The 20,007-nt window shown below is 73.2% G+C and carries 20 protein-coding genes; 9 read left to right on the forward strand and 11 right to left on the reverse strand.

The features are described from left to right. Nucleotides 1-5: 5 nt before the first annotated feature. The 8 genes from QSK31_RS33145 to QSK31_RS33180 all read right to left on the reverse strand — a co-directional run bounded on the left by QSK31_RS33145 (nucleotide 6) and on the right by QSK31_RS33180 (nucleotide 8,496). Nucleotides 6-2,171 carry an FtsX-like permease family protein gene (locus QSK31_RS33145; protein WP_285688526.1) on the reverse strand — a complete coding sequence of 722 codons (2,166 nt, stop codon included), beginning with the start codon at nucleotides 2,169-2,171 and terminating at the stop codon, nucleotides 6-8. Nucleotides 2,172-2,174: 3 nt separating this feature from the next. Continuing rightward, nucleotides 2,175-2,882: an ABC transporter ATP-binding protein gene (locus QSK31_RS33150; protein ID WP_285688527.1), complete on the reverse strand. Its 708-nt coding sequence runs from the start codon at nucleotides 2,880-2,882 to the stop codon at nucleotides 2,175-2,177. 69 nt (nucleotides 2,883-2,951) lie between these two features. Beyond that, the gene (locus tag QSK31_RS33155) at nucleotides 2,952-3,662 is read right to left on the reverse strand and encodes a hypothetical protein (protein WP_285688528.1); all 711 of its coding nucleotides are present in this window, start codon (nucleotides 3,660-3,662) and stop codon (nucleotides 2,952-2,954) included. A 10-nt stretch (nucleotides 3,663-3,672) separates the two neighbouring features. Then, the gene (locus QSK31_RS33160) at nucleotides 3,673-4,365 is read right to left on the reverse strand and encodes an aggregation-promoting factor C-terminal-like domain-containing protein (protein WP_285688529.1); all 693 of its coding nucleotides are present in this window, start codon (nucleotides 4,363-4,365) and stop codon (nucleotides 3,673-3,675) included. A gap of 249 nt (nucleotides 4,366-4,614) precedes the next feature. Next, complete coding sequence (locus tag QSK31_RS33165; RefSeq protein ID WP_285688530.1) at nucleotides 4,615-5,406, reverse strand: alpha/beta fold hydrolase; 792 nt, start codon at nucleotides 5,404-5,406, stop codon at nucleotides 4,615-4,617. After that, nucleotides 5,403-5,636 carry a zinc-ribbon domain-containing protein gene (locus tag QSK31_RS33170; RefSeq protein WP_285688531.1) on the reverse strand — a complete coding sequence of 78 codons (234 nt, stop codon included), beginning with the start codon at nucleotides 5,634-5,636 and terminating at the stop codon, nucleotides 5,403-5,405. Before QSK31_RS33170 ends, QSK31_RS33165 begins: the two co-directional genes overlap by 4 nt. Nucleotides 5,637-5,701: 65 nt before the next feature. After that, a complete protein-coding gene (locus tag QSK31_RS33175) occupies nucleotides 5,702-7,603 on the reverse strand; it encodes an acyl-CoA dehydrogenase family protein (protein WP_285688532.1) in 1,902 nt (633 codons plus the stop codon). A 41-nt stretch (nucleotides 7,604-7,644) separates the two neighbouring features. Then, nucleotides 7,645-8,496 carry an MmyB family transcriptional regulator gene (locus QSK31_RS33180; RefSeq protein ID WP_285688533.1) on the reverse strand — a complete coding sequence of 284 codons (852 nt, stop codon included), beginning with the start codon at nucleotides 8,494-8,496 and terminating at the stop codon, nucleotides 7,645-7,647. 127 nt (nucleotides 8,497-8,623) lie between these two features. Between QSK31_RS33180 and QSK31_RS33185 the strand changes: the two genes are divergently transcribed. Next, entirely contained in the window at nucleotides 8,624-8,851 is a 228-nt protein-coding gene (locus QSK31_RS33185) for a tautomerase family protein (protein ID WP_285688534.1), read from the forward strand. Between the two features lie 47 nt (nucleotides 8,852-8,898). Further along, entirely contained in the window at nucleotides 8,899-9,432 is a 534-nt protein-coding gene (locus QSK31_RS33190; RefSeq protein ID WP_285688535.1) for a ferritin-like domain-containing protein, read from the forward strand. Here the strand turns inward: QSK31_RS33190 and QSK31_RS33195 are convergent. After that, nucleotides 9,404-12,244, reverse strand: coding sequence for a helix-turn-helix transcriptional regulator (locus tag QSK31_RS33195; protein ID WP_285688536.1), 2,841 nt, complete (start codon nucleotides 12,242-12,244; stop codon nucleotides 9,404-9,406). The two genes, QSK31_RS33190 and QSK31_RS33195, sit on opposite strands and share 29 nt — an antisense overlap. Nucleotides 12,245-12,379: 135 nt before the next feature. Between QSK31_RS33195 and QSK31_RS33200 the strand changes: the two genes are divergently transcribed. The 3 genes from QSK31_RS33200 to QSK31_RS33210 are packed head-to-tail and all read left to right on the forward strand — an operon-like array spanning nucleotide 12,380 to nucleotide 14,173. Then, complete coding sequence (locus QSK31_RS33200) at nucleotides 12,380-12,526, forward strand: hypothetical protein (protein WP_285688537.1); 147 nt, start codon at nucleotides 12,380-12,382, stop codon at nucleotides 12,524-12,526. Between the two features lies 1 nt (nucleotide 12,527). Then, on the forward strand, nucleotides 12,528-13,490 hold the full coding sequence (locus QSK31_RS33205) for an alpha/beta hydrolase (RefSeq protein ID WP_285688538.1): 963 nt from the start codon (nucleotides 12,528-12,530) through the stop codon (nucleotides 13,488-13,490). Then, a complete protein-coding gene (locus tag QSK31_RS33210) occupies nucleotides 13,487-14,173 on the forward strand; it encodes a class I SAM-dependent methyltransferase (RefSeq protein WP_285688539.1) in 687 nt (228 codons plus the stop codon). Before QSK31_RS33205 ends, QSK31_RS33210 begins: the two co-directional genes overlap by 4 nt. Here the strand turns inward: QSK31_RS33210 and QSK31_RS33215 are convergent. Next, nucleotides 14,094-14,984: an AraC family transcriptional regulator gene (locus QSK31_RS33215; RefSeq protein WP_285688540.1), complete on the reverse strand. Its 891-nt coding sequence runs from the start codon at nucleotides 14,982-14,984 to the stop codon at nucleotides 14,094-14,096. The genes QSK31_RS33210 and QSK31_RS33215 overlap by 80 nt on opposite strands. Before the next feature lie 86 nt (nucleotides 14,985-15,070). Here QSK31_RS33215 and QSK31_RS33220 point away from each other — a divergent pair, with 86 nt between their 5' ends. The 3 genes from QSK31_RS33220 to QSK31_RS33230 are packed head-to-tail and all read left to right on the forward strand — an operon-like array spanning nucleotide 15,071 to nucleotide 18,617. Continuing rightward, nucleotides 15,071-15,586 (forward strand): (2Fe-2S)-binding protein, encoded by a 516-nt coding sequence (locus QSK31_RS33220; RefSeq protein WP_285688541.1) that lies wholly within the window; start codon nucleotides 15,071-15,073, stop codon nucleotides 15,584-15,586. Continuing rightward, a complete protein-coding gene (locus tag QSK31_RS33225) occupies nucleotides 15,583-16,554 on the forward strand; it encodes an FAD binding domain-containing protein (protein ID WP_285688542.1) in 972 nt (323 codons plus the stop codon). The genes QSK31_RS33220 and QSK31_RS33225 overlap by 4 nt, the downstream gene beginning before the upstream one ends. Further along, nucleotides 16,551-18,617, forward strand: a complete 2,067-nt coding sequence (locus tag QSK31_RS33230; RefSeq protein WP_285688543.1) for a xanthine dehydrogenase family protein molybdopterin-binding subunit — start codon at nucleotides 16,551-16,553, stop codon at nucleotides 18,615-18,617. Before QSK31_RS33225 ends, QSK31_RS33230 begins: the two co-directional genes overlap by 4 nt. Here the strand turns inward: QSK31_RS33230 and QSK31_RS33235 are convergent. Further along, the gene (locus QSK31_RS33235; RefSeq protein ID WP_285688544.1) at nucleotides 18,607-19,200 is read right to left on the reverse strand and encodes a TetR/AcrR family transcriptional regulator; all 594 of its coding nucleotides are present in this window, start codon (nucleotides 19,198-19,200) and stop codon (nucleotides 18,607-18,609) included. The genes QSK31_RS33230 and QSK31_RS33235 overlap by 11 nt on opposite strands. Before the next feature lie 83 nt (nucleotides 19,201-19,283). On the opposite strand from QSK31_RS33235, the gene QSK31_RS33240 reads away from it, so the two are divergent. Continuing rightward, the gene (locus QSK31_RS33240) at nucleotides 19,284-20,006 is read left to right on the forward strand and encodes an SDR family NAD(P)-dependent oxidoreductase (RefSeq protein ID WP_285688545.1); all 723 of its coding nucleotides are present in this window, start codon (nucleotides 19,284-19,286) and stop codon (nucleotides 20,004-20,006) included. Nucleotide 20,007: the final 1 nt, after the last annotated feature.

Below are 20,007 nucleotides of genomic sequence, written 5' to 3' on the forward strand. Positions count from 1 at the left end.
AGCCTTCACTCGCGGGCGCCGAGCGCCTCGATCGGCCGCATCCGCAGGAGCCGGCGGACAGGCAGAACCGTCGTGGTCATGGCCAGCAACGTCGCCCCACCGAGGATCGCCACCGCCCCCAGCGGGGGCACGTAGGGCACCAGCGCCCCGGTCAGGGCGTGCACCACCGCGGCCAGCGTCACCGCCGCGATCACCCCGCCGATCACCACCGCCACGCCCAGGAGCCCGGCCTGCTCGGCGTTCACCATCCGGCCGATCTGCCGCCGGGTCGCGCCGGCCAGCCGCAACGAGGCCAGTTCGCGGCCTCGGGCCAGCGCCGCCAGGACCATCGCGTTGGCCGCGGCCAGTGCGGCGTAGCCGACCATCACCCCGACCAGCAGCTTGTTGAGCCAGGCGCTGGTGGCCAGGTCGGTGGCGAGGCGGTCGGTCAGGCTCGCGGTCGGCACGACACCGGCCAGGCCGGACAGGTCGGCGCTGCCGTCCGTACGGATGAGAACCTGGTCGTAAGGACCCGCCGAGGCGAGCACGACGTCGCCGAAGCCCAGCCCGCGGGTGTAGATCGCGGCCACCCGCGGCTTCACGGGGGTGCCGTCGCCGAGCCAGATCTCCACCCGGTCGCCGACCTCCCAGCCGTGGGACGAGGCCTGCAGCTCGGACACCGCGACGCTGTCCGGTCCGAGGTCGGCGAGGCTGCCCTGGGTGACGCCGAGGTCCATGGTCGACCCGGCTTCCGAGGGGTCGATCGCCCGGGCGGGGACGGCTTCGGCGGTGTCGAAGGTCTTGATCAAAACCGAGGTGTCGCGTACGCCCGTGACCCCGCTCACCCCGGCCCTCTCACGGATCTGCGCGATCGTCGCCGCCGGCACGCCGTCCGGGGCGATCAGCGCCTGCTGTGCCAGCATCCCGTCCCGGGACTGGGCGAGGGTCTGCCGTTGCAGGTTGTCCTGCAGGAACCACACCGACCCGCCGAACCCGACGGACAGCACCAGCGCGGTGAGCACCATCGCCATGCCGCGCGCGTTGGCCCGCAGGTTCGCCGAGGCGAGGTATCCGCTCGTGCCCCACACTCCGCGCAGCAGCGGCGTGAGCAGACGGGCCGCGCCCCGGTTGATCCACGGCGCCAGCAGGGCAACCGCGGTCACGAACAGGTACAGCATGCCGAGCGCGCTGGTCAGCGCCGTCGTGCCCCCGGCGCCGGCGGCGACGCCACCGGCCGATCCGGCGCCGGCGAGCAGCACGACGCCGATGATCGCCCGCACCGGGCTGGTGCGCTCCGGCTCCACGGCGGCCTCGCCGAGCGCCTCGGTGGGCCGGATGGCGGTGGCCCGGCGGGCGGCGACGACGGCCGCGAGCATCGCGACCAGCGCGATGACAACCGGTGCGGCGAGGGCCGCGAGCGGGCTGGGCGGGATCGGGATGCCGGCCGGGACGAACCCGCGGTCGAGCAGCTCGCCGTGCAGCCAGGAGGTGGCGAGCAGCCCGGCGGGCAGCCCGAGGACCGTGGCGATGCCGGTGAGCAGGGCGGCCTCGGCGACCAGCATGCGGCGCACCTGGCCGGGCGTGGCGGCGATGGCCCGCAGCAGGGCGAGGTCGCGGCGCCGGTGCCGGACGGAGAGGCCGACGAGTCCGGCCACGACGAAGATCACCAGCAGCACCACGTACCCGCCGAAGGCCCCGCCGACCTGCACGAGCAGATCCTGGGCGGCGCCGTCGGCGGTGTTCTCGGCCTTGCCGCGGTCGGCGCCCGCGAAGGTCTCGGCGCCGGCGGACGCGGCGAGCCTGTCCAGGGCGGCGCGATCGACCCCCGGGCCGGCCTTGATCAGGATCGCCTGGACCTGGCCGGGGCGAGTGGCCGGCACGGTGGTCGCCTCGGTGACGCCGGGCACGGCGCGGACCTGGTTCACCAGTGCGGCGGGGACGGTTCCGCCGTCCGGCAGGCGTACCCGGGTGGTGGTTGTCTCGTCGAACTGCTTGGTCGTGAAGGTCATCTCGGTGCGGGCGACGACGATGTCGGCGGCGGCGTAACGCTGCGGCGCCGGCTGGTGACGCAGACCGGCGTCGACCAGGGAACCCATGGCCATCAGGATCATGACGCCGAGGGTGAGGGCGATCAGGGTGGCGGTGGAGCTGCCGGGTCGGTGGCGCAGCAGGCGCAGGGCGAGGCGGGTCATGGCTCAGCTCACCGCCAGCAGGGCCTGGTCGGCGACGACCTGGCCATCGGTCATGGTGAGCTTCCGGTCGGCGTAGGACGCCGCGACCGGGTCGTGGGTGACCATGACGACCGTCTGACCGTACGCGTCGACCACCGACCGCAGCAGTGACAGCACCTCGGCGGCGGTGTGCGAGTCCAGCGCGCCGGTCGGCTCGTCGGAGAAGATCACGTCCGGCCGGGTGGCCAGCGCCCGCGCGATGGCGACCCGCTGCTGCTGGCCGCCGGAGAGCTCGGACGGCCGGTGCCCCAGCCGCGGCCGGAGACCGACGCGGTCGATCACCTCGTCCAGCCAGTCCTGTCCGGGCCGGGCGCCGGAGAGCCGCAACGGCAGCTCGATGTTCTCCCGCACGGTGAGCGCGCCGACCAGGTTGTACGTCTGGAACACGAAGCCGATCCGGTCCCGCCGCAGCTTGGTCAGCTTGGTCTCGGACAGCCGCGACAGCTCGATGTCGGAGATCCACACCCGGCCGGAGGTGGGCCGGTCGAGGCCCGCGGCGGTCTGCAGGAGGGTGCTCTTGCCGGAGCCGGACGGTCCCATGACGGCCGTGAAGGTGCCGCGCACGAAGCCGGCGTCGACACCCGCCAGGGCGGTCACGGTGTCCCGGCCGGAGCGGTAGGTGCGCACGAGCTGCTCCACCCGGACGGCGTATTTCTGCTGGTCGATTGGCATGTCTCAACGCTATGAACGGCGCCTGCCGCGAACCATGCCGCCTGCTGCCCAGCACGGGTAGTGCTGGCACTACCCCTGCGGATCGCCGTGGTGGCGCGGCCGGTGGTCGGTCGTCCTGGCGTCGGGCTCGGCCCACGGGTCGGCCATCGGGATGCTCGCCGAGTGGGGCGGCTGTGGGGGCTGCGGAGGCGCGGACGGAGGTGGCGGGGTCACCGGGTGCTGGATCACCGGCTGGCCGGTCGTCGTGTGGTAGACCGGGATGTAGGCGACCGGTCGCCGGCTGTGGAAGTACCGGGTGGAGGGCGGCAGCACGAGCAGCACGAGCCCGCCCAGGACGGCGAGCAGGTTCAGCACGTCCAGGGCGGTGGTGACGATGCCGTACGCGCCGGGGATCACGTTGGCGGCCCCGCCGCCGTCCAGCGGCGCCGACGGGCTGTGCAGGCCACCGGCCAGGCTCCCGAAGAAGCCGCTGCACACCAGGAAGAGCCCGCCGAGCACCAGCGTCGTGACCCGGGCCTTCTCGCTGCCGTGGCTGTTCATGATCGCGAGGATGCTCACCACGGCCGCGACCAGGATGCCGATGGTCGCGCCGACCAGGCTGCCGAAGCCCGACCCGGTGTCGCCGGTGTAGGCGTCCTTGTAGACGCTCAGGTCCGTGTTGACGAACACCAGGTCGACGATCACATCCAGCAGGATGAGCGCGGCCGCGCCGAAGAGCAGACCGGACGACAGCCGCATGGTCAGGGGCGGCTGCGGCGGCATCGGCGTGGCTGGATGCATGGCGACCAGGTTAGTAGTTGCCGGCGTTCTGGAAGTGGGACCAGGCGCCGCAGGGGCTCTTGTACTTGCCCTTGACGTACCCGAGACCCCATTTGATCTGGGTCGCCGCGTTGGTCCGCCAGTCCGACCCGGCCGAGCCCATCTTGCTGCCCGGCAGCGCCTGCGGGATGCCGTACGCCCCGCTGCCCTTGTTCTCGGCCTTGGCGTTCCAGCCGCTCTCGTGGTCCCACAGCTTCTCGAGGCACGGGAACTGGTCGATCCCGAAGCCCTTGCCGAGCATCAGCGCGCAGCCGGTCGCCCGGTTGCCGGAGTACTCCTTGCAGGAGGTGGGGATCGGACCGGTGTACGGGATGAGCGCGCCCGACGCCTTGGCCTTCTCTTTCTCCTTCTCCTGCTTCTTCTTCTGGATGGCCTTGGTCTCCATCGCCTTCGCCTGGCGGGCCGCTCCCCGCGCCTCGCTGGCGGCCCGGGCGGCGGCGCCGGCCTCGGCCTCGTGCTGGCGGGCCCGACCGGCGGCGACCTGGTTCTGTCGATCCCGGAGGAGCTGCATCTCGTCCGCCTCGGCCTGCAGGACGAGGCGCGAGTCGGCACCGCGCTCGGTCACGATCCGGGTCTGCGCCAGCTGGACGCCGCCGATCACACCGGCCACCAGCAGGCCGACCGAGGCGATCCGGACGCCGATGGTGCTCAACGGCCGCTTCACGTTGTTACCTTTCGCCGACACGCGCCGCCGGGCCACGGCGCCCGTAGAGCTTAGCGGAGATCACCGCGGTAGCCACGTCAGGACGGCACGCACCCGTCCCGCATCGCGCGCACGGTACGCATCCGCGCGGCCTCGACCGGCGCGAACGGAAGCAACCTCGGCTGCCTGATCCTGCCCGCCACCGGCTGACTCCGGCCAGCGAGTGCCTGCCGGCCATCGGATGCCTGCCGGCCGGCGGGTGACTCGCGGTCACCGGGTTACGAAGGCGGAGGCCCGGGCGGCCACCGCCGGGCCGGCCGTGGTCACGGCGTTGTGCGCGGCGCCGGGAATTACGTCGGCCCGGCCGAACGGAGCGAGTGCGGCGGCCTTCTCGGTCCAGCTTGTCGGGCAGATCGTGTCGTGCTCGCCGCGCAGGACGAGGACGGGCACGGTCAGCAGCGGCAGCCGCTGATCGGTGTGGTGCCGGACGCAGTGGCGCAGCGTCCGCACGACCCGCATCGGTCCGGCGTCGCGGACGTCGGCGGCGATCATCGGCACCTGCCGCGGATCCTCGTGGAGCAGGTCCCGGCCGAAGCGGCGGACCTGGTCGAAGGCGGTCGGCGCGGCCGGGTCGACGGTCGGCCCGACCAGCACGAGAGACCCGACCAGGTCGGGCCGGCGCAGGGCCAGTTCGACGCCGACCTGACAGCCGAACGAGTTCCCCAGCACGTGCACGGCACCCAGCCCGGCGGCGTCGATCCAGGCCGCCACCACATCGGCGTGCTCCACCACGTCGAAGACGCGGCGCGGCTTGCCGGACAGCCCGAAGCCGGGCAGGTCGGGCACGTACACCGCGCCCGGCAGAGCGGCGGCCGTCGGCATCAGATAGCGGTGCGACACGGCCAGCCCGTGCAGCAGCACCCAGGGCGCGTCACCCGCACCGGCTCGTTCCCGGACGTGCAGCCGCAGCCCGCCCACGACAACCGTCGTGCTGACGAACCCGCGCGCCGGACCGGGCGCCGAGCCGATCAGCTGCCGCTCGGCTCGGCTGAGGCGCCTCACGCCGCCAGCCGGCTGACGGCTCGCCGGTCAGCGCGCCGAGCCGTGCCGCAGTTGCCGCACTCCAGGTAGTAGGTGCTGGGCTTGACCGGGAACAGCGGGATGAAGAAGAGCGAGAACCTCGTCGAACGCCTGACCAGGGTCTGCGTGGCATGGACGCCACATACCTCGCAAACCCTCGGACGCTGGGAGACGATCTTGTCGCGGGTACGGAACCCGAAGATCAGGAACACGGCGTCAGCGCCCGCGTCGGATCATGTTGACATGCATATCCTCCGCGTGCCCGAAAGCCGGTGAGTTATGCCTTGGGGATGCGCCGACGTACGTCTTCCACCGTGGCCGGGCCCGGCTGCCAGGCGGCCACCCACGCGTCGTCGCTCGGGCGGCTGACGATGCCCTCCTCGAGGAACGTGTAGCGGCCGTCCAGAACCCGCCGCGCCACCTTCACGTCCACCTCGTCGGTGTTGTCCCACATGGCCGCGAAGAGAGCCTCCGCCCGGAGCCGCGCCTGCCGGCAGAACGCGTCGGCCAGCTCCATGCCGCCGGGGTGGTCGCCGCGTTCGGCGCGGGCGCGGACGCACACCGCCGACATCGCGAACAGTTCCGCGCCGATGTCCACCACGCGGCTCAGGAAACCCTGCTTGCGCTCCAGCTTCCCCTGCCAGCGGGACATCGCGTAGAACGTCGATCGCGCGAGCTTCCGCGAGGCCCGTTCGACATACCTGAGGTGTACGGCCAGCGGACCGAACTCGGCGTACCCGTTGGGGGTCTGGCCCTTGCCCACCGCGAGGGTCGGCAGCCAGCGCGCGTAGAACGCACCCGCTCGCGCCCCGGCGCGGGCCTTGCGGCCGAGCCCGGCCTCCGGATCGATGATGTCCCCGGCGACCGAGAGGTGCGCGTCCACCGCCTCGCGCGCGATGAGCAGATGCATGATCTCGGTCGAACCCTCGAAGATGCGGTTGATCCGCAGGTCACGCAGCACCTGCTCGGCCTCGGAGGCGCGTTCGCCGCGAGCCGCCAGCGAGTCGGCCTTCTCGAAGCCGCGGCCGCCGCGGATCTGGATCAGCTCGTCGGCGACCTGCCACGCCATCTCGCTGGCGAAGAGCTTGACCAGCGCGGCCTCGATCCGGATGTCGTTGCGGTCGTCGTCGGCGATCACGCAGCAGAGGTCCAGCATGGACTCCATCGCGTAGGTCGTCGCGGCGATGAACGAGATCTTCTTGGCGACGGCCTCGTGCCGGCCGACCGGGCGGCCCCACTGCACCCGCTCCGCCGACCACTCCCGGGCCACGCCGAGCGACCACTTGCCGGCCCCCACACACATCGCGGGCAGCGACAGCCGCCCGGTGTTCAGGGTGGTCAGCGCGATCTTGAGCCCTTTGCCGAGGCCGCCGATGACGTTCGCCTCCGGCACGAACACGTCGTGGAAGCGGGTGACGCTGTTCTCCAGCCCGCGCAGGCCGAGGAACTCGTTGCGCCGCTCCACGGTGATGCCGGGCGAGTCACCCTCCACCACGAACGCGGTGATGCCCTTGTCCGGCACCCGGGCCATCACCACCAGCAGGGTGGCGACTGTGCCGTTGGTCGCCCACAGCTTGATCCCGTTGAGCCGGTAGCCGCCCTCGACCGGCTCAACGGTGGTGCCCAGGCGGGCCGGGTCGGAACCGACGTCCGGCTCGGTGAGCAGGAACGCCGACACCTCGCCCGCCGCCAGCCTCGGCAGGAACGCCTTCTTCTGCTCGGGCGTACCGAAAGTCTTGAGGGGTTGGGGCACGCCGATCGACTGATGCGCGGACAGCAGCGCGCCGACCGACGGGTTCGCCGAGCCGATGAGCGTCAGCGCCTTGCAGTAGTGCAGGTTGGACAGGCCGAGCCCGCCGTACTCCCGATCGATCTTCATGCCGAAGGCGCCGAGCCGGGCCAGGCCGTGGAACACCTCGTCGGGGATGCGGGCGTCGCGCTCGATGGCGGCGCCGTCGATCTCCGCGCGGGCGTACTCCCCCAGCCTGGCCAGGAAGTCGTCCGCGTCGGGGCGCGGCTCCGGGGCCGGCCAGGGATCGATCAGGTCGAGCCGGAACCGGCCCAGGAAGAGCTCTTTGCCGAAGCTCGGCTTGCGCCACTCGGCGTCGCGGGCGGCCTCGGCCACCTGGCGAGCCTGTTTCTCCGAGACGTCGGCCTGGTTGCGCTGGGTCTGAGTCACGACCTCTACCCCCTCGATCGAGGACGGTGGAGCCCCTCACGCTACCCAGGTGAGTTACTCAGCGGTAGCCCATCGGTGAGGTCCTGGCTGCCGATCACGGCGAGCAGGCGCAACTGGTCGGCGGCCGCCCCGCCGGCCGGTGCGGTGAAGAACTGCAGGCGCTGGCGGCCGTCCTCGCTGAACAGGTTCTGGCAGTCGATCTCCACCACGCCCAGCGACGGATGGACGATGCGCTTGCGTTCGCCCCGCCGGACCCGGACGTCACCGGTGTCCCACAGCTCGGCGAACTCACCGCTCGCCCGGCGCAGCCTGGCCACCAGGCCGGTGTACCGGGCGTCATGATCGCGGCGCGCGACGGCCGCCCGCAGGTCGGAGACCAGCACCCGCGAGTGGTGCGGGTGATCCTCGGGGGGATAGATCGTCCGCGCGTCCGGATCGGTGAACCACCGGGCGACGAAGCTCTCCGGCCCGGGCGGGCCGAGCAGGGCCTCGGCCAGGCGGTTCTGCACCAGGGTCTCGTGCAGGTCGGTGATGATCCGGGCGGGCGTGCCGCCGAGCCGGTCGAGCAGCGCCAGCATGGCCGGCGGGATGTGCGCCGCCGTCCCACCGGCGGCCGGCGCGGGCCGGCCGGCCAGGCGGAACAGGTGGTCGCGCTCGTCGGCGTCCAGGCGCAACGCCCGGGCCAGGGCGGCCAGCATCTGCGCGGACGGCTGGGCGCCGCGGCCGCGTTCCAGCTCGATGTAGTAGTCCACGGACGCGCCGGCCAGGTGGGCGACCTCGTCGCGGCGCAGGCCGGGCACCCGGCGGCGGCTCCCGGCGGGCAGGCCCACCTCCGCGGGCGTGATCCGGGCCCGCCGCGACTTCAGGAAGGCACCCAGCTCATCCACGTCCACCCGGCCAGTCTGCCCTCGGCGCGCGGCCGCAACCAGGGGTTGGCGACCCCCGGGTCGGCGGCTCCTGGTTCGGCGCCGCGGGACGGGTCAGGGTCGAGATCAAGACCCGACAAGAAGGAGTACGACCATGCCGTTCGCCAATCTCAAGGTCCCGGCCGGCCTGCTGACCGCCGAGCAGAAGGAGAACCTCGTCGTCCGGATCACCGACCTGTACGCCGAGACGTTCGGTGACGCCGTCCGGGACAACACGATGGTGCTCGTCGAGGAGGTCGCCGACGGCGGCTGGGGCATCCGAGGCGAGGTGCTGACGCTCGCCAAGCTCCAGTCCGGCTCCGGCTCCGGCTCCGGCAATTAGGTCATCTGACCGATGTGGGCCGCGGTCGGCTGCCGGAGCATCGGGGCGTGAGCAGCTCCCCGCACCGGCGCGAGATTCACGACCGCGCCCTTCTCGACCTGGACGACGGGCCGGTCACCCCGTCGAACCGGGCCGAGCTGGGCGCGGTCGCCCGCCTGCTGAACACGGTCCTGGCCGGCCTGCTGGTCTCGGCGCTGCAGTTCGAGCAGCACGCCCTGCTGGTCCGCGGCGCCTCGCTGCGGCCCGTGGCCGGATTCCTGCTCGGCTGCGCGGATCGCGACCGCGGCGCCGCCCGCCGGGTCGCGGTCCGCCTGCGACAGCTGGGCTTTCCCGCCGACCACGATCCGGGGCACCTGACGGCGCGGTCGCCGGTGACCTTCCGGGCCTTCCCGGACGGCGACCTGACCGCCGCCGTGACCCAGAACCTGCTGGCCGCCCGGATCCTCGTGCAGACCCTGCAGGAGGCGGCCCGGTGGATCGGCGCCACCGACCCGAGCACGCGGCGGCTGCTCGAGGATCTGCTGCAGGAGAAGGAGGACCAGGCGGACGTGCTCAGCGCGGAGAAGACAGCGCGTCCCTGAGCCCGGCGCGGGACGCCACCCCGAGCTTCGGGAAGATCCGGTAGAGGTGCGCGCCGACCGTGCGGTGCGACAGGTAGAGACGCTCGGCGATCTGCTTGTTGGTCAGGCCGGCCGCGGCGAGCTCGGCGATCTGCAGCTCCTGAGCGGTCAGCGCGACCGGACCTGCCATCGGCGAGCCGGCCGAACCCGGCGTCGGCGGCCTCTGTCCGGCGGCGCGCAGTTCGACCTCGGCGCGCGCGATCCACGGCTGGGCAGCCATCGCGGCGAACCCGTCGCGGGCGGCCGTGAGGTGGCGGCTCGCCTCCGACGTCGACGCCGTGCGCCGCAGCCTCTCCCCCAAGGCGAGCCGGACCCGCGACGCGTCGAACAGCCATCTCTCGGCCGTCGGCGCGGCCAGCAGCGCGTCCAGCCGGGCGACCGCGCCACCGTCCCCGCCCTTCCCGCCGTCCCCGCTATTCCCGTCGGCTCCGCCCTTCCCGTCGGCTCCGCCCTTCCCGTCGGGTCCGCCCGCGCGGGAGTCCGCGCCGATCAGGACGTCGACGCCGGCCTGGAGGAGGGCCATCCGGGACGACAGCGCCGCCACGTTCGCGGCGCGCATCGCCTCCACGTGGGCGCGGGCCTCGACCGTGCGGCCGGTGCGCACCGCCGCCTCGACCAGATCGAACATCACCCAGGTGCAGTGCGGCACGTGCGAGGCGAGCACACCGGGCGGGCTCATCGCCGCGGCGTACCGGAAAGCCTGGTCGAAATCGCCCTGACCGAGAGCGGCCAGGGCGCGGGGGTGCTGGGCGAACAGGGCCGCCGCGGTCACCCCGCGCGGGAGGGCCCAGTGGGTGATCTCGTCGGCGAGCGCGTACGCCTCGTCGAACCGGCCCCGGCCGGCGGCGACGATGCCCCGGTTGTAGTGGAAGTACCACGCGAAGAACGGGAAGCCCGCCGTGTCGCAGACGCGCTGCCCCTCGCGGGCGAGCTCCTCGGCCTCGTCCCACCGGCCGACGAGGTAGCTGTCGAGGCAGAGATGCATGAGGGCGCCCAGGTGCCGGCGGGGCGGGCCGCCGTCGCGTCCCTGCTGCACCAGCCGCCAGGACGGTTCCCGGGAGTCGCCGAGGCGGTCCAGGTAGACCGACGCGGTGCCGATCCGCACGATGCGGGTGGGATCGGTCTCGTCGGGCAGGCGGGCGAGGACCGCATCGGCCTCGGCGAGCGCCGCCGCGCCCGTACGCACAGGGTCGGGAAAGGTCTTGCTCGCGAAGGCCAGAACGTCGGGTGGCCCCGGTCGCATGCGACTCACCGCGCGGTCGAACGGCGCCCAGTAGTCGGGGGTGCTGCCGTACCAGCTGAGCAGCAGCAGCGTGTGCATGGCCTCGACCAGCGCCGGGTCGTCCGCGCGGTAACCGTGATCGCCCGCCTCGATCGCGCCGGTCAGCAGGCGGTGCGCGGTGCTGACGTCGCCGTCGCCGTTGAGCATCAGGAAGGCGGCGGCGTTGGCCGCGTGCAGCGACCCCGCCGAGTCGGTAGTGGCCTGCCGGGCGTCGTTCAGCAGCGTACGGGCGTCGGCCGCGCTGCCGTTGGCCTCCGCGCCGATGTACGCGGCCTCGGCCAGCCGCCGTGCCCGGGCCTGACTGGTCGTGCTCAGCTCGGCGGCCCGGGTGAGCGCGGCGATCGCGGCGAACGCGTCACCGCGGAGCATCACCCGGTGCGCCGCCTCCTCGAGCAGCCGCGCGACCGCCTCGTCGGGGCCCGTGGCGGCCGCCGAGAGATGCCAGGCACGCCGTTCCGGGTCGCCGGGCAGGGCGTCGGCGAGCGCGAGATGGGCGTCCCGGCGCTCCTCGTGGGTGGACATCGCCACGATCGCCGACCGGATCAGCGGGTGCCGGAACGCGATCCGTGCCGTGGCGTCGTCCACCCGGATCAGCTCGGCACGCTCCGCCGGCCCGAGACCCGCCATCGCGGGACTGGCCGCCCGCAGCACCCCGAGGTCGCCGGCGCCCTCGAACGAGGCGAGCAGCAGCAGCCGGCGCGTCACCTCCGGGAGCGCGGTGAGGCGGGACGTGAACATCGCCTGCAGCCGGTCGCCCAGCGGCACCACGTCGGCCTGCGCCGCGGTCCGGCGAGCGGCGCCCAGCAGCGTCGACGGCAACTCCATCAGGGCCAGCGGATTGCCCTGGGCGAGGCCGAACAGGCGCTCCCGGACCCGGCCCGGCATGTCCGGGAAGTGCTTCGCGACGAGGTGCCCGGCGGCCTCGCCGTCGAGTGGCGGCACGACCATCTCGGTCAGGCCGCGCGGGTCGAGGAAGCTGGCGGTCCCGGTGCGCGCCGACACCAGCAGCCCGGCACGGCAGCCGTCCAGGCGGCGGGCGACGAACCCGAGAACCACGGCGCTCGCCCGGTCGATCCACTGCAGATCGTCGACCAGGAGTACGACCGGTTGCTCCGCGCTGACGGCCCGGAGCAGCAGCAGAGCCGCGTTGCAGATGAGCAGCGCGTCCGGGGCGGGGCCGGCGTCGAAGCCCAGTGCCACGGCCAGCGCCCCGCGCGGACCGGGCGGCAGCCGGTCCAGGTCGGCGTGCACCGGCAGCAGCAACTGATTCAGCGCGGAGTAGCTCACGTCGGCCTCGAACTCCGAGCCCGACGCCCGCAGCACCCGGACACCCGCGTCGGCGGCCAGTCCGGCCGCGGCGGTCAGCAGCGAGGATTTGCCCACCCCGGGATCGCCTCGGATCAGCCGGGCCTCGCCGCGCGCCCGGAGGCCGTCGAGGAACTCGGACAGCCGCCCCAGCTCGTCACGGCGTCCGAACAACTCGTGAACCACGTGCGGCAGGTTACCGGCAGAAATTGCACGCCACAATGGTCGCCAGAATTGGGCAAGCCGTCGCGACTTCCGGGCAAGACGATGCAGTCATCCGACAGATGTACGGGCCATTGTTCATCGCCGACAGTGGTGCTCATGACAGTCGGACACGCTTTTCAAGCCATCATGACCGCGCTACCCGATAAACGCGACGAGGTGATCGCGCTGCCGCTGGACGCGCCGTCGCTGCCACACCCGCAGTACCTCGACCAGGTTCCGGTCGGCGCAAAGGCGGTGTTCTGAGATGACCTACCCACGTCCCGCGGTCGACGCCGAGCTCAGCACCCTGCTGGGCGGCATGCCGCTGATGACCACCCTCGACGCCGAGACGCTGGCTCAGGTGCGACAGATTCCCTCACCACCGGTGGAGCCGCTGCTCCGCGGCCGGCCGGTCGAGCAGCGGGAGATCACCGTCGCCGCCTTGGACGGCACGCCGATCGCGCTGACCGCGTTCATCCCGGAGGGCGCTCACCAGGCGCCCTGCGTCTACTGGATCCACCCCGGCGGCATGATGATGGGCGACCGGTACACGAACATCGACATTCCCCTGGACTGGCTGCACGAGTGCGGTGCGGTGGTCGTCACCGTGGACTACCGGCTCGCGCCGGAGGCCGGCGGCACGGTGCCGGTGACCGACGCGTACCAGGGACTGCGATGGCTCGCCGCGCACGCCGACGACCTGGGCGTCGATCCCGGGCGGGTGGTCGTCGCCGGTGCCAGCGCGGGCGGCGGGCTGGCCGCCGGGGTGACGCTGCTGGCCCGCGACCAGGGTGGGCCGCCGGTCGCCGCGCAGGTGCTGATCTGCCCGATGCTCGACCACCGCAACGACACGATCTCCAGCCTCCAGCACGGCGGCGCCCCGGGCGTCTGGACCCGCGAGATGAACGAGTTCGGCTGGCGGTCGCTGCTCGCCGGCACGACGGACGTCTCCGCCTACTCCTCGCCCGCCCTGGCGACGGACGTGTCGGGGCTGCCGCCCACCTACATCGACGCCGGCACCGCCGAGGTCTTCCGCGACGAGGACGTCGCCTACGCGAGCCGGATCTGGGCCGCCGGCGGACACGCCGACCTGCACGTCTGGGCCGGCGGGGTGCACGGGTTCGACGCCCTGTTCCCGCACGCCCGGCTCTCCGAGGCCGCCCGGCGTACCCGCACCGGCTGGCTCGCCGCGCTTCTGGCCGACCGGGCACCGGCGGCGGCATCGTGAACGGCGCCTTCCTCCGGGAGTTCCTGCGCAACCCGCTCACCGTCGCCGCGGTGGCGCCCAGCAGCGAACGACTGGCCGACACCGTCACCGCGCCCGTGCCGCACACCGGCTCACCGGTCGTCGTCGAGCTCGGACCGGGCACCGGATCGTTCACCGCGGCCATCCAGCGGCGGCTCGGCGGTCGTGGCCGGCATCTGGCGGTCGAGATCAACTCACGGTTCGCCGCGCCCCTGGCCATGCGCTATCCACGGGTGGACGTGGTGCTCGGCGATGCCGCCCGGCTGCGGGACGTGCTCGACCGGCGGGGCATCGGCCGGGCCGACGTGATCGTCAGCGGGCTGCCCTGGGCGGCGTTCTCCGCCGGACACCAGGACGACCTGCTCGGGGCCGTCACCGATGCCCTGGCGCCGGACGGCGTGTTCACCACCTTCGCGTACACGTCGACGCTGTGGGCGCCGGCGGCCGGTCGGCTGCGCCGCTCGCTGCGCGATCGGTTCGAGGAGGTCGTCGCCGGGCGCACGGTCTGGGCCAACCTCCCGCCGGCCCTGGTCTACTCCTGCCGCCGGCCCCGAATCAGGCCGGACCTGATCAGGCCGGACCTGATCAGGCCGGGCGTCCGGCAGTTGAGCGCGAGCCGTCCCGGCTCGGCGGAGCCCCGAACTGGCGCCGGTATTCCCGGCTGAACTGCGACGGGCTCTCGTAACCGACCCGCCGGCTGATCCCGCCCACGTTGCCGGGCTCGGCGGCGAGCTGGAGCCGGGCCTGCTGGAGCCGGATCTGCTTCTGGAACTGGATCGGGCTCATCGCGGTGACCGCCTGGAAGTTGCGATGGAAGGTGGAGACGCTCATGCCGGCCTGCTGGGCGAGTTCCTCGACCACGAACCGGTCGGCGTAGTGGTCGCGGATCCAGCTGACCGCGCGGGTGATCTCGCTGAAGCCGCTGTCGGGCAGGCCGACCTGGCGTACGACCTCGCCCTGGTCCCCGGTGACCAGACGCCAGACGATCTCCCGTTTCACCAGGGGCGCGAGGGCGGCGATGTCGGCCGGCCGGTCCAGCAGGCGCAGCAGCCGGGCGACCGCGTCCAGCAGTTCCGCGGACGCCGTGCCGGCGGCGATCGCGGACGGCGGCGAGCCGTCCACCGGGGCGGGACGGTCGCCGGGATGCTCCCGCAGCAGCATCTCGGCGACCATCGACGGGTCCAGGGTCAGCCCGACACCGAGACCCGGCTGCTCCGCGCTGGCCCGCGCGAAGTAGCCGGACACCGGCAGCTCGACGGACGTGACCAGGTACTCGCCGGGCCCGTACTCGTACACCCGGTCGCCGACCGCGCAGCGTTTGGTGCCCTGGCCGATGAGGGCGAAGACCCTGCCGTACGTGGTCGGGGCCGGCGGGTACGGCGAATCCGCCCGGAAGATCAGGACGTCGTCGACGGCGGTCCGCAGATCCGCCCGGGCATGCCGGGCCAGCAGGCCGCGGATCTCGTCGAGGATCATGCGGCGATTGTGCACGCACTCGCCATTCCTGTGCAACACGAATGGCGTCCGAATGATTAGGCTCGGGTTGTCTGGAAAGGACAGCGATGACCGATGAAACGCGCACCGAGATCTCCCTTCTGGTCAACGGCGAAACTAGTGTTTTGATAGTGGATAATCGCCGGACGTTGCTCGACGCGCTCCGTGAGCAGCTCGGCCTCACCGGCACCAAGAAAGGTTGCGATCAGGGCCAGTGCGGCGCATGCACCATCCTCGTCGACGGCCGGCGCGTGGTGTCCTGCCTGACCCTCGCGGTCACCGCCGACGGCGTCGGCGTGACAACCGTGGAGGGTCTGGCGGAGGACGGCGAGTTGAGCCCGCTCCAGGAGGCTTTCGTGCGCCTCGACGGACTTCAGTGCGGATTCTGTACGCCGGGGCAGCTCTGCTCGGCGGCCGGGATGCTGGCCGAGCACGCTGCCGGCTGGCCCAGCGCGGTCACCCGCGGCGGGACACCGGATCTCGACGAGGCGGAGATCCGCGAACGGATGAGCGGGAACCTCTGCCGATGCAGCGCGTACCCGTCGATCGTGCGCGCGATCCAGGAGACGGCGGTGTCCCGATGAGGGAATTCGCGTACCAGCGGGCGACCGGCGTGCGTGAGGCCCTGATGGCCGACGCCCGATATCTGGCCGGTGGCACCAACCTGGTGGACCTCATGAAGACCGGCGTCGAGACGCCCGACCGGCTGGTGGACGGGCGCGGCCTCGATCTCGGCGGGATCCGCACGGCCGGCGACGGCGGGCTGGTGCTCGGCGCGACCGCGACCAACAGCGTGGTCGCGGCCGACGCGCGGGTCCGGCGCGACTACCCGGCGGTGAGCCAGGCGCTGCTGGCCGGCGCGTCGGGCCAGCTGCGGAACATGGCGACGGTCGGCGGCAACCTGCTGCAGCGCACCCGCTGCGCGTACTTCGCCGACCCGTCCGAGCCGTGCAACCGGCGCGAGCCGGGCACCGGGTGCCCGGCGCTGCACGGCGTGCATCACAACCACGCGATCCTGGACTGGACCGAGCACTGCGTCGCCACCCACCCGTCCGACTTCGCGGTGCCGCTGACCGCGTTCGACGCGGTGGTCCGGTACGAGACGCTCGCCGGGCCCGGCGAGATCCCGCTGCCGGAGTTCTATCCACCGGTCGGCGGCCGCCCGGACCGGGAGACCGTCCTGCCGCCCGGCGCCCTGATCACCGAGGTGGTGCTGCCGGTCGCACCGGTGACCCGGCGCTCGCGTTACCGCAAGGTCCGCGAGCGGGCGTCCTACGCGTTCGCCACCGTGTCCGTGGCGGCGGCTCTCGACGTCGAGGACGGCGTCGTGCGCGACGTCCGGGTGGCACTCGGCGGGGTGGCGTCCCGGCCGTGGCGGGCCCGGCGGGCCGAGGCCGCGCTGCTGGGCGGACCGGCGACACCGGAACGGTTCCGGACGGCCGCCGCGGCCGAGCTCGCCGCCGCGGAACCGTTGCGGGACAACGCCTACAAGGTGACGCTCGCCCGCAACCTGATCGTGGCGGTCCTGACCGAGTTGGAGGGCCAGCGATGATCGTCGGCACACCCCGCCCCCGGCTGGAGGGCCGCCTCAAGGTCACCGGCGCCGCGCCGTACGCCGCCGACGTGCCGGTACCGGGCCTGGCGCACGGCTGGATGGTCACGGCCACGGTGTCGCGTGGCCGGATCCGCGAGCTCGACGCGGCCGCCGCGCTCGCCCTGCCGGGCGTGCTGGCGGTCCTGGACCACACCAACTCCCGCCGGCTCAACCCGGACGCCGCCAACTACTTCGGCCCGGACGGCAGCCTCCCGCTGCTCCAGGACGACGTCGTGCCGCACGCCGGGCGGCCGGTCGCGCTCGTGGTGGCGGAGACTCCCGAGCAGGCGCGCGCCGGCGCCGCGGCGCTGCGGATCGGGTACGAGACCGAGCCGCACGACCTCGGCTTCGCCCTGGACCATCCGGCTGCCCGCCCGGCGTCCACGCTCTTCGGACCGGAGGCCGACACCGGTGACCTGGCGGCCGAGCTAGCGGCGTCCGCCGTGGTCGTGGACGAGGTCTACCGCACGCCGGAGGAGACCCACAGCGCCATCGAGCCGCACGCCGCGACCGCCTGGTGGGCCGACGGCCACCTGCACGCGGTGGACACCGACCAGGGCCCGTACGGCATCTCCCGGGTGATGGCCACGCTGTTCGAGATCGACCGGGACCGGGTGCACATCCGCGCCGAGCACGTCGGTGGCGGCTTCGGCGGCAAGACCATCTGCGGCGCCCAGCTCATCCTCGCGGCGATGGCCGCCGAACACGTCGGCCGGCCGGTCCGGGTGGCGCTCACCCGCCGGCAGGTCTTCCTGGCCACCGGTTCGCGGCCGCCGACCGAGCAGCGGGTGCGCATCGGCGCCGACGCCTCCGGCCGGCTGCGCGCCATCCACCACCACGCGGCCTTCGCCCTCTCGCCGCTCGCCGAGTACATCGAGTGGTGCACCGAGCAGGCCCGCACCCTGTACGCCGCCCCGGCCATCCGCACCCAGCTCACCGCGGTCCCGCTGGACATGCTGCCGCCGTGCACGATGCGCGGCCCCGGCGCGACACCAGGCTCGTTCGCCTTCGAGTCCGCCGTGGACGAGGTGGCCGAACGGCTCGGCATCGACCCGCTGGACCTGCGGCTGCGCAACCAGCCGTCGGTCAGCCCGGTGTCCGGCCGCCCGTTCAGCACCCGGCGCCTGGTCACCTGTCTCACCGAGGGGGCCCGCCGGTTCGGCTGGGGGCAGCGCGATCCCCGCCCGGGGGTCCGCCGCGAGGGCGACCTGCTCGTCGGCACGGGCGTGGCCTGCGCCGCGTTCATCGCCGGCACGTTCCCGTCGTCGGCGTCGATCACCGCGGAGGCCGACGGGACGTTCACGGTGCGCAGCGGCGCCACCGACATCGGCACCGGCGCGCGTACCGCCCTGACCGCGGTCGCCGCCGACGCGCTCGGGGTGACCACCGAGGCGATCCGGCTGCGGATCGGCGACAGCGACCTCGGCATGGCCGCCGACGCGGGCGGTTCCCGGGGCACCACCTCGCACGTCTTCGCCATCACCGAGACGGCCAAGGCGCTGCGCGAGAAGCTGCCCGGCGCGGACCTGCCGGTGACCGCGACGGTCGACACCACTCCGCTGATCAACTGGCAGCCGGACCAGGAGCGGAACACGTACAGCGCGATCTTCGCCGAGGTGACCGCCGACCCGGCGACCGGCGAGGTGCGGGTCCGCCGGTTGCTGGGCATGTTCGCGGTGGGCCGGGTGATCAATCCACTGCTGGCCCGCGGTCAGCTGACCGGCGCGATGATCGGCGGCCTGTCGATGGCCCTGCACGAGGAGGGCGTCCACGACCCGGTCTCCGGCCGGCTGGTCACCGCCGATCTGGCCGGCTATCACATCGCCGCGCACGCCGACGTGCCCGCGATCGAGGCGGACTTCGTGGCCGACTACGAGCCGCAGGACACCTCCGGGGTCAACGGCCTGGGCGAGATCGGGTCGTGCGGCACCGCCGCGGCCATCGCCAACGCGGTCTGGCACGCCACCGGCACCCGCCAGCGCACGTTGCCGATCAGCCTGAGCCGCGTCCTCAGTCCTTAGGACGCGCGCCGGTCAGCCGGCGCGCGGCCTCGACCACGAACTCCCGGCGGCGACGGCGCTCGGCCTCGTCGTCGCCGGCCGCGCCGGTGATCATCTCGGCGAGCTGCGGGACGGTCTGCCACCAGGCGGCCAGGGCGATCAGGGCGAACAGCAGGTGGGCCGGGTCCAGGCCGCCGTCGAGCAGGCCGTCGCGTTGCGCCTTGGCGAAGCGCTCCACCTTCTGCCGGTAGTGGGCGGCGCGCTCGGCGGCGCGGGCCGGCGGTCCCTGGCCGAGGCCCTCCCACTGCAGCAGCCGGGCCAGCGCGGGGTGGGCGGCGTGGTAGTCGTAGGTCGCCCCGGCGAAGTCGCCGAGGTCGCCGGGCTGGTCGAAGCCGACCGCGGACGCGAGCCGGTCGAGCTCGTCGGCCAGCACTATCTCCCAGAGCGCGTTCTTGTCCCCGTAGTAGCTGTAGAGCCGTTCCTTGTTGATGCCGGCGCGGACGGCGATCCGGGTCATCGTGGTGCCGTCCAGGCCGCGCTCGGCGAACTCCGCGGTGGCGGCCTCCTTGAGCCGGCGCCGTGTCCCCTCGGTGTCCCATGCCACAGCTCATCCTACAACCCCAACGGTGCCGTTGGAGTAGCATCAGAACTCCAACGGCATCGTTGGAATTACCCAGGGGAGTTCTCATGAGCGAGCCCACCGCGGTGGTGACCGGAGCGAACAGCGGCATCGGCAAGGAGGTGGCCCGGCAACTGCTCGCCGCCGGTTTCACCGTGCACGTCGGCGCCCGGGACGCGGCCCGCGGCCGGGCGGCGGCCGACGAGCTCGGCGCGGGCGCCCGGCTGCTCCTGCTCGACGTCACCGACGAGAAGTCGATCGCCGCGGCCGCCGAGCAGGTCGCCGACCTGGACGTGCTGGTCAACAACGCGGGCATCAGCGACGCCGGGCAGCCGCCCGTCACCGCCGACGTGGAGACCTTCCGCCGGGTGTACGAGACCAACGTCTTCGCCGTCCTCGCCGTCACCAACGCGTTCCTGCCCGCGCTGCGCCGCTCGGCCCGCCCGCGCATCGTCAACGTCTCCAGCGGCACCGGCTCGCTCGCCTGGAGCACCGGGCCCAACCCGCAGTTCGACTTCCGGATGTCCGCGGGCGGCGCGGCGGCGTACCGCTCGTCGAAGACGGCACTCAACGCCCTGACCGTCTACTACGCGCAGGCCCTGGCGGCGGACGGCGTCAAGGTCAACGCGCTCGCCCCGGGGCTGCGCGCCACCAACCTCAACCCGCGTGCCGCCCAGGCCGGCGGCGACCCGGCCGAGGCGGCTGCCGAGGCCGTACGGCTGGCCCTGCTCCCCGACGACGGCCCGACCGCCGGCTTCTTCTCCTGGGACGGCACGCCCGCACCCTGGTGAC

Source organism: Actinoplanes sp. NBRC 103695, from assembly GCF_030269485.1.
Classification (GTDB): domain Bacteria; phylum Actinomycetota; class Actinomycetes; order Mycobacteriales; family Micromonosporaceae; genus Actinoplanes.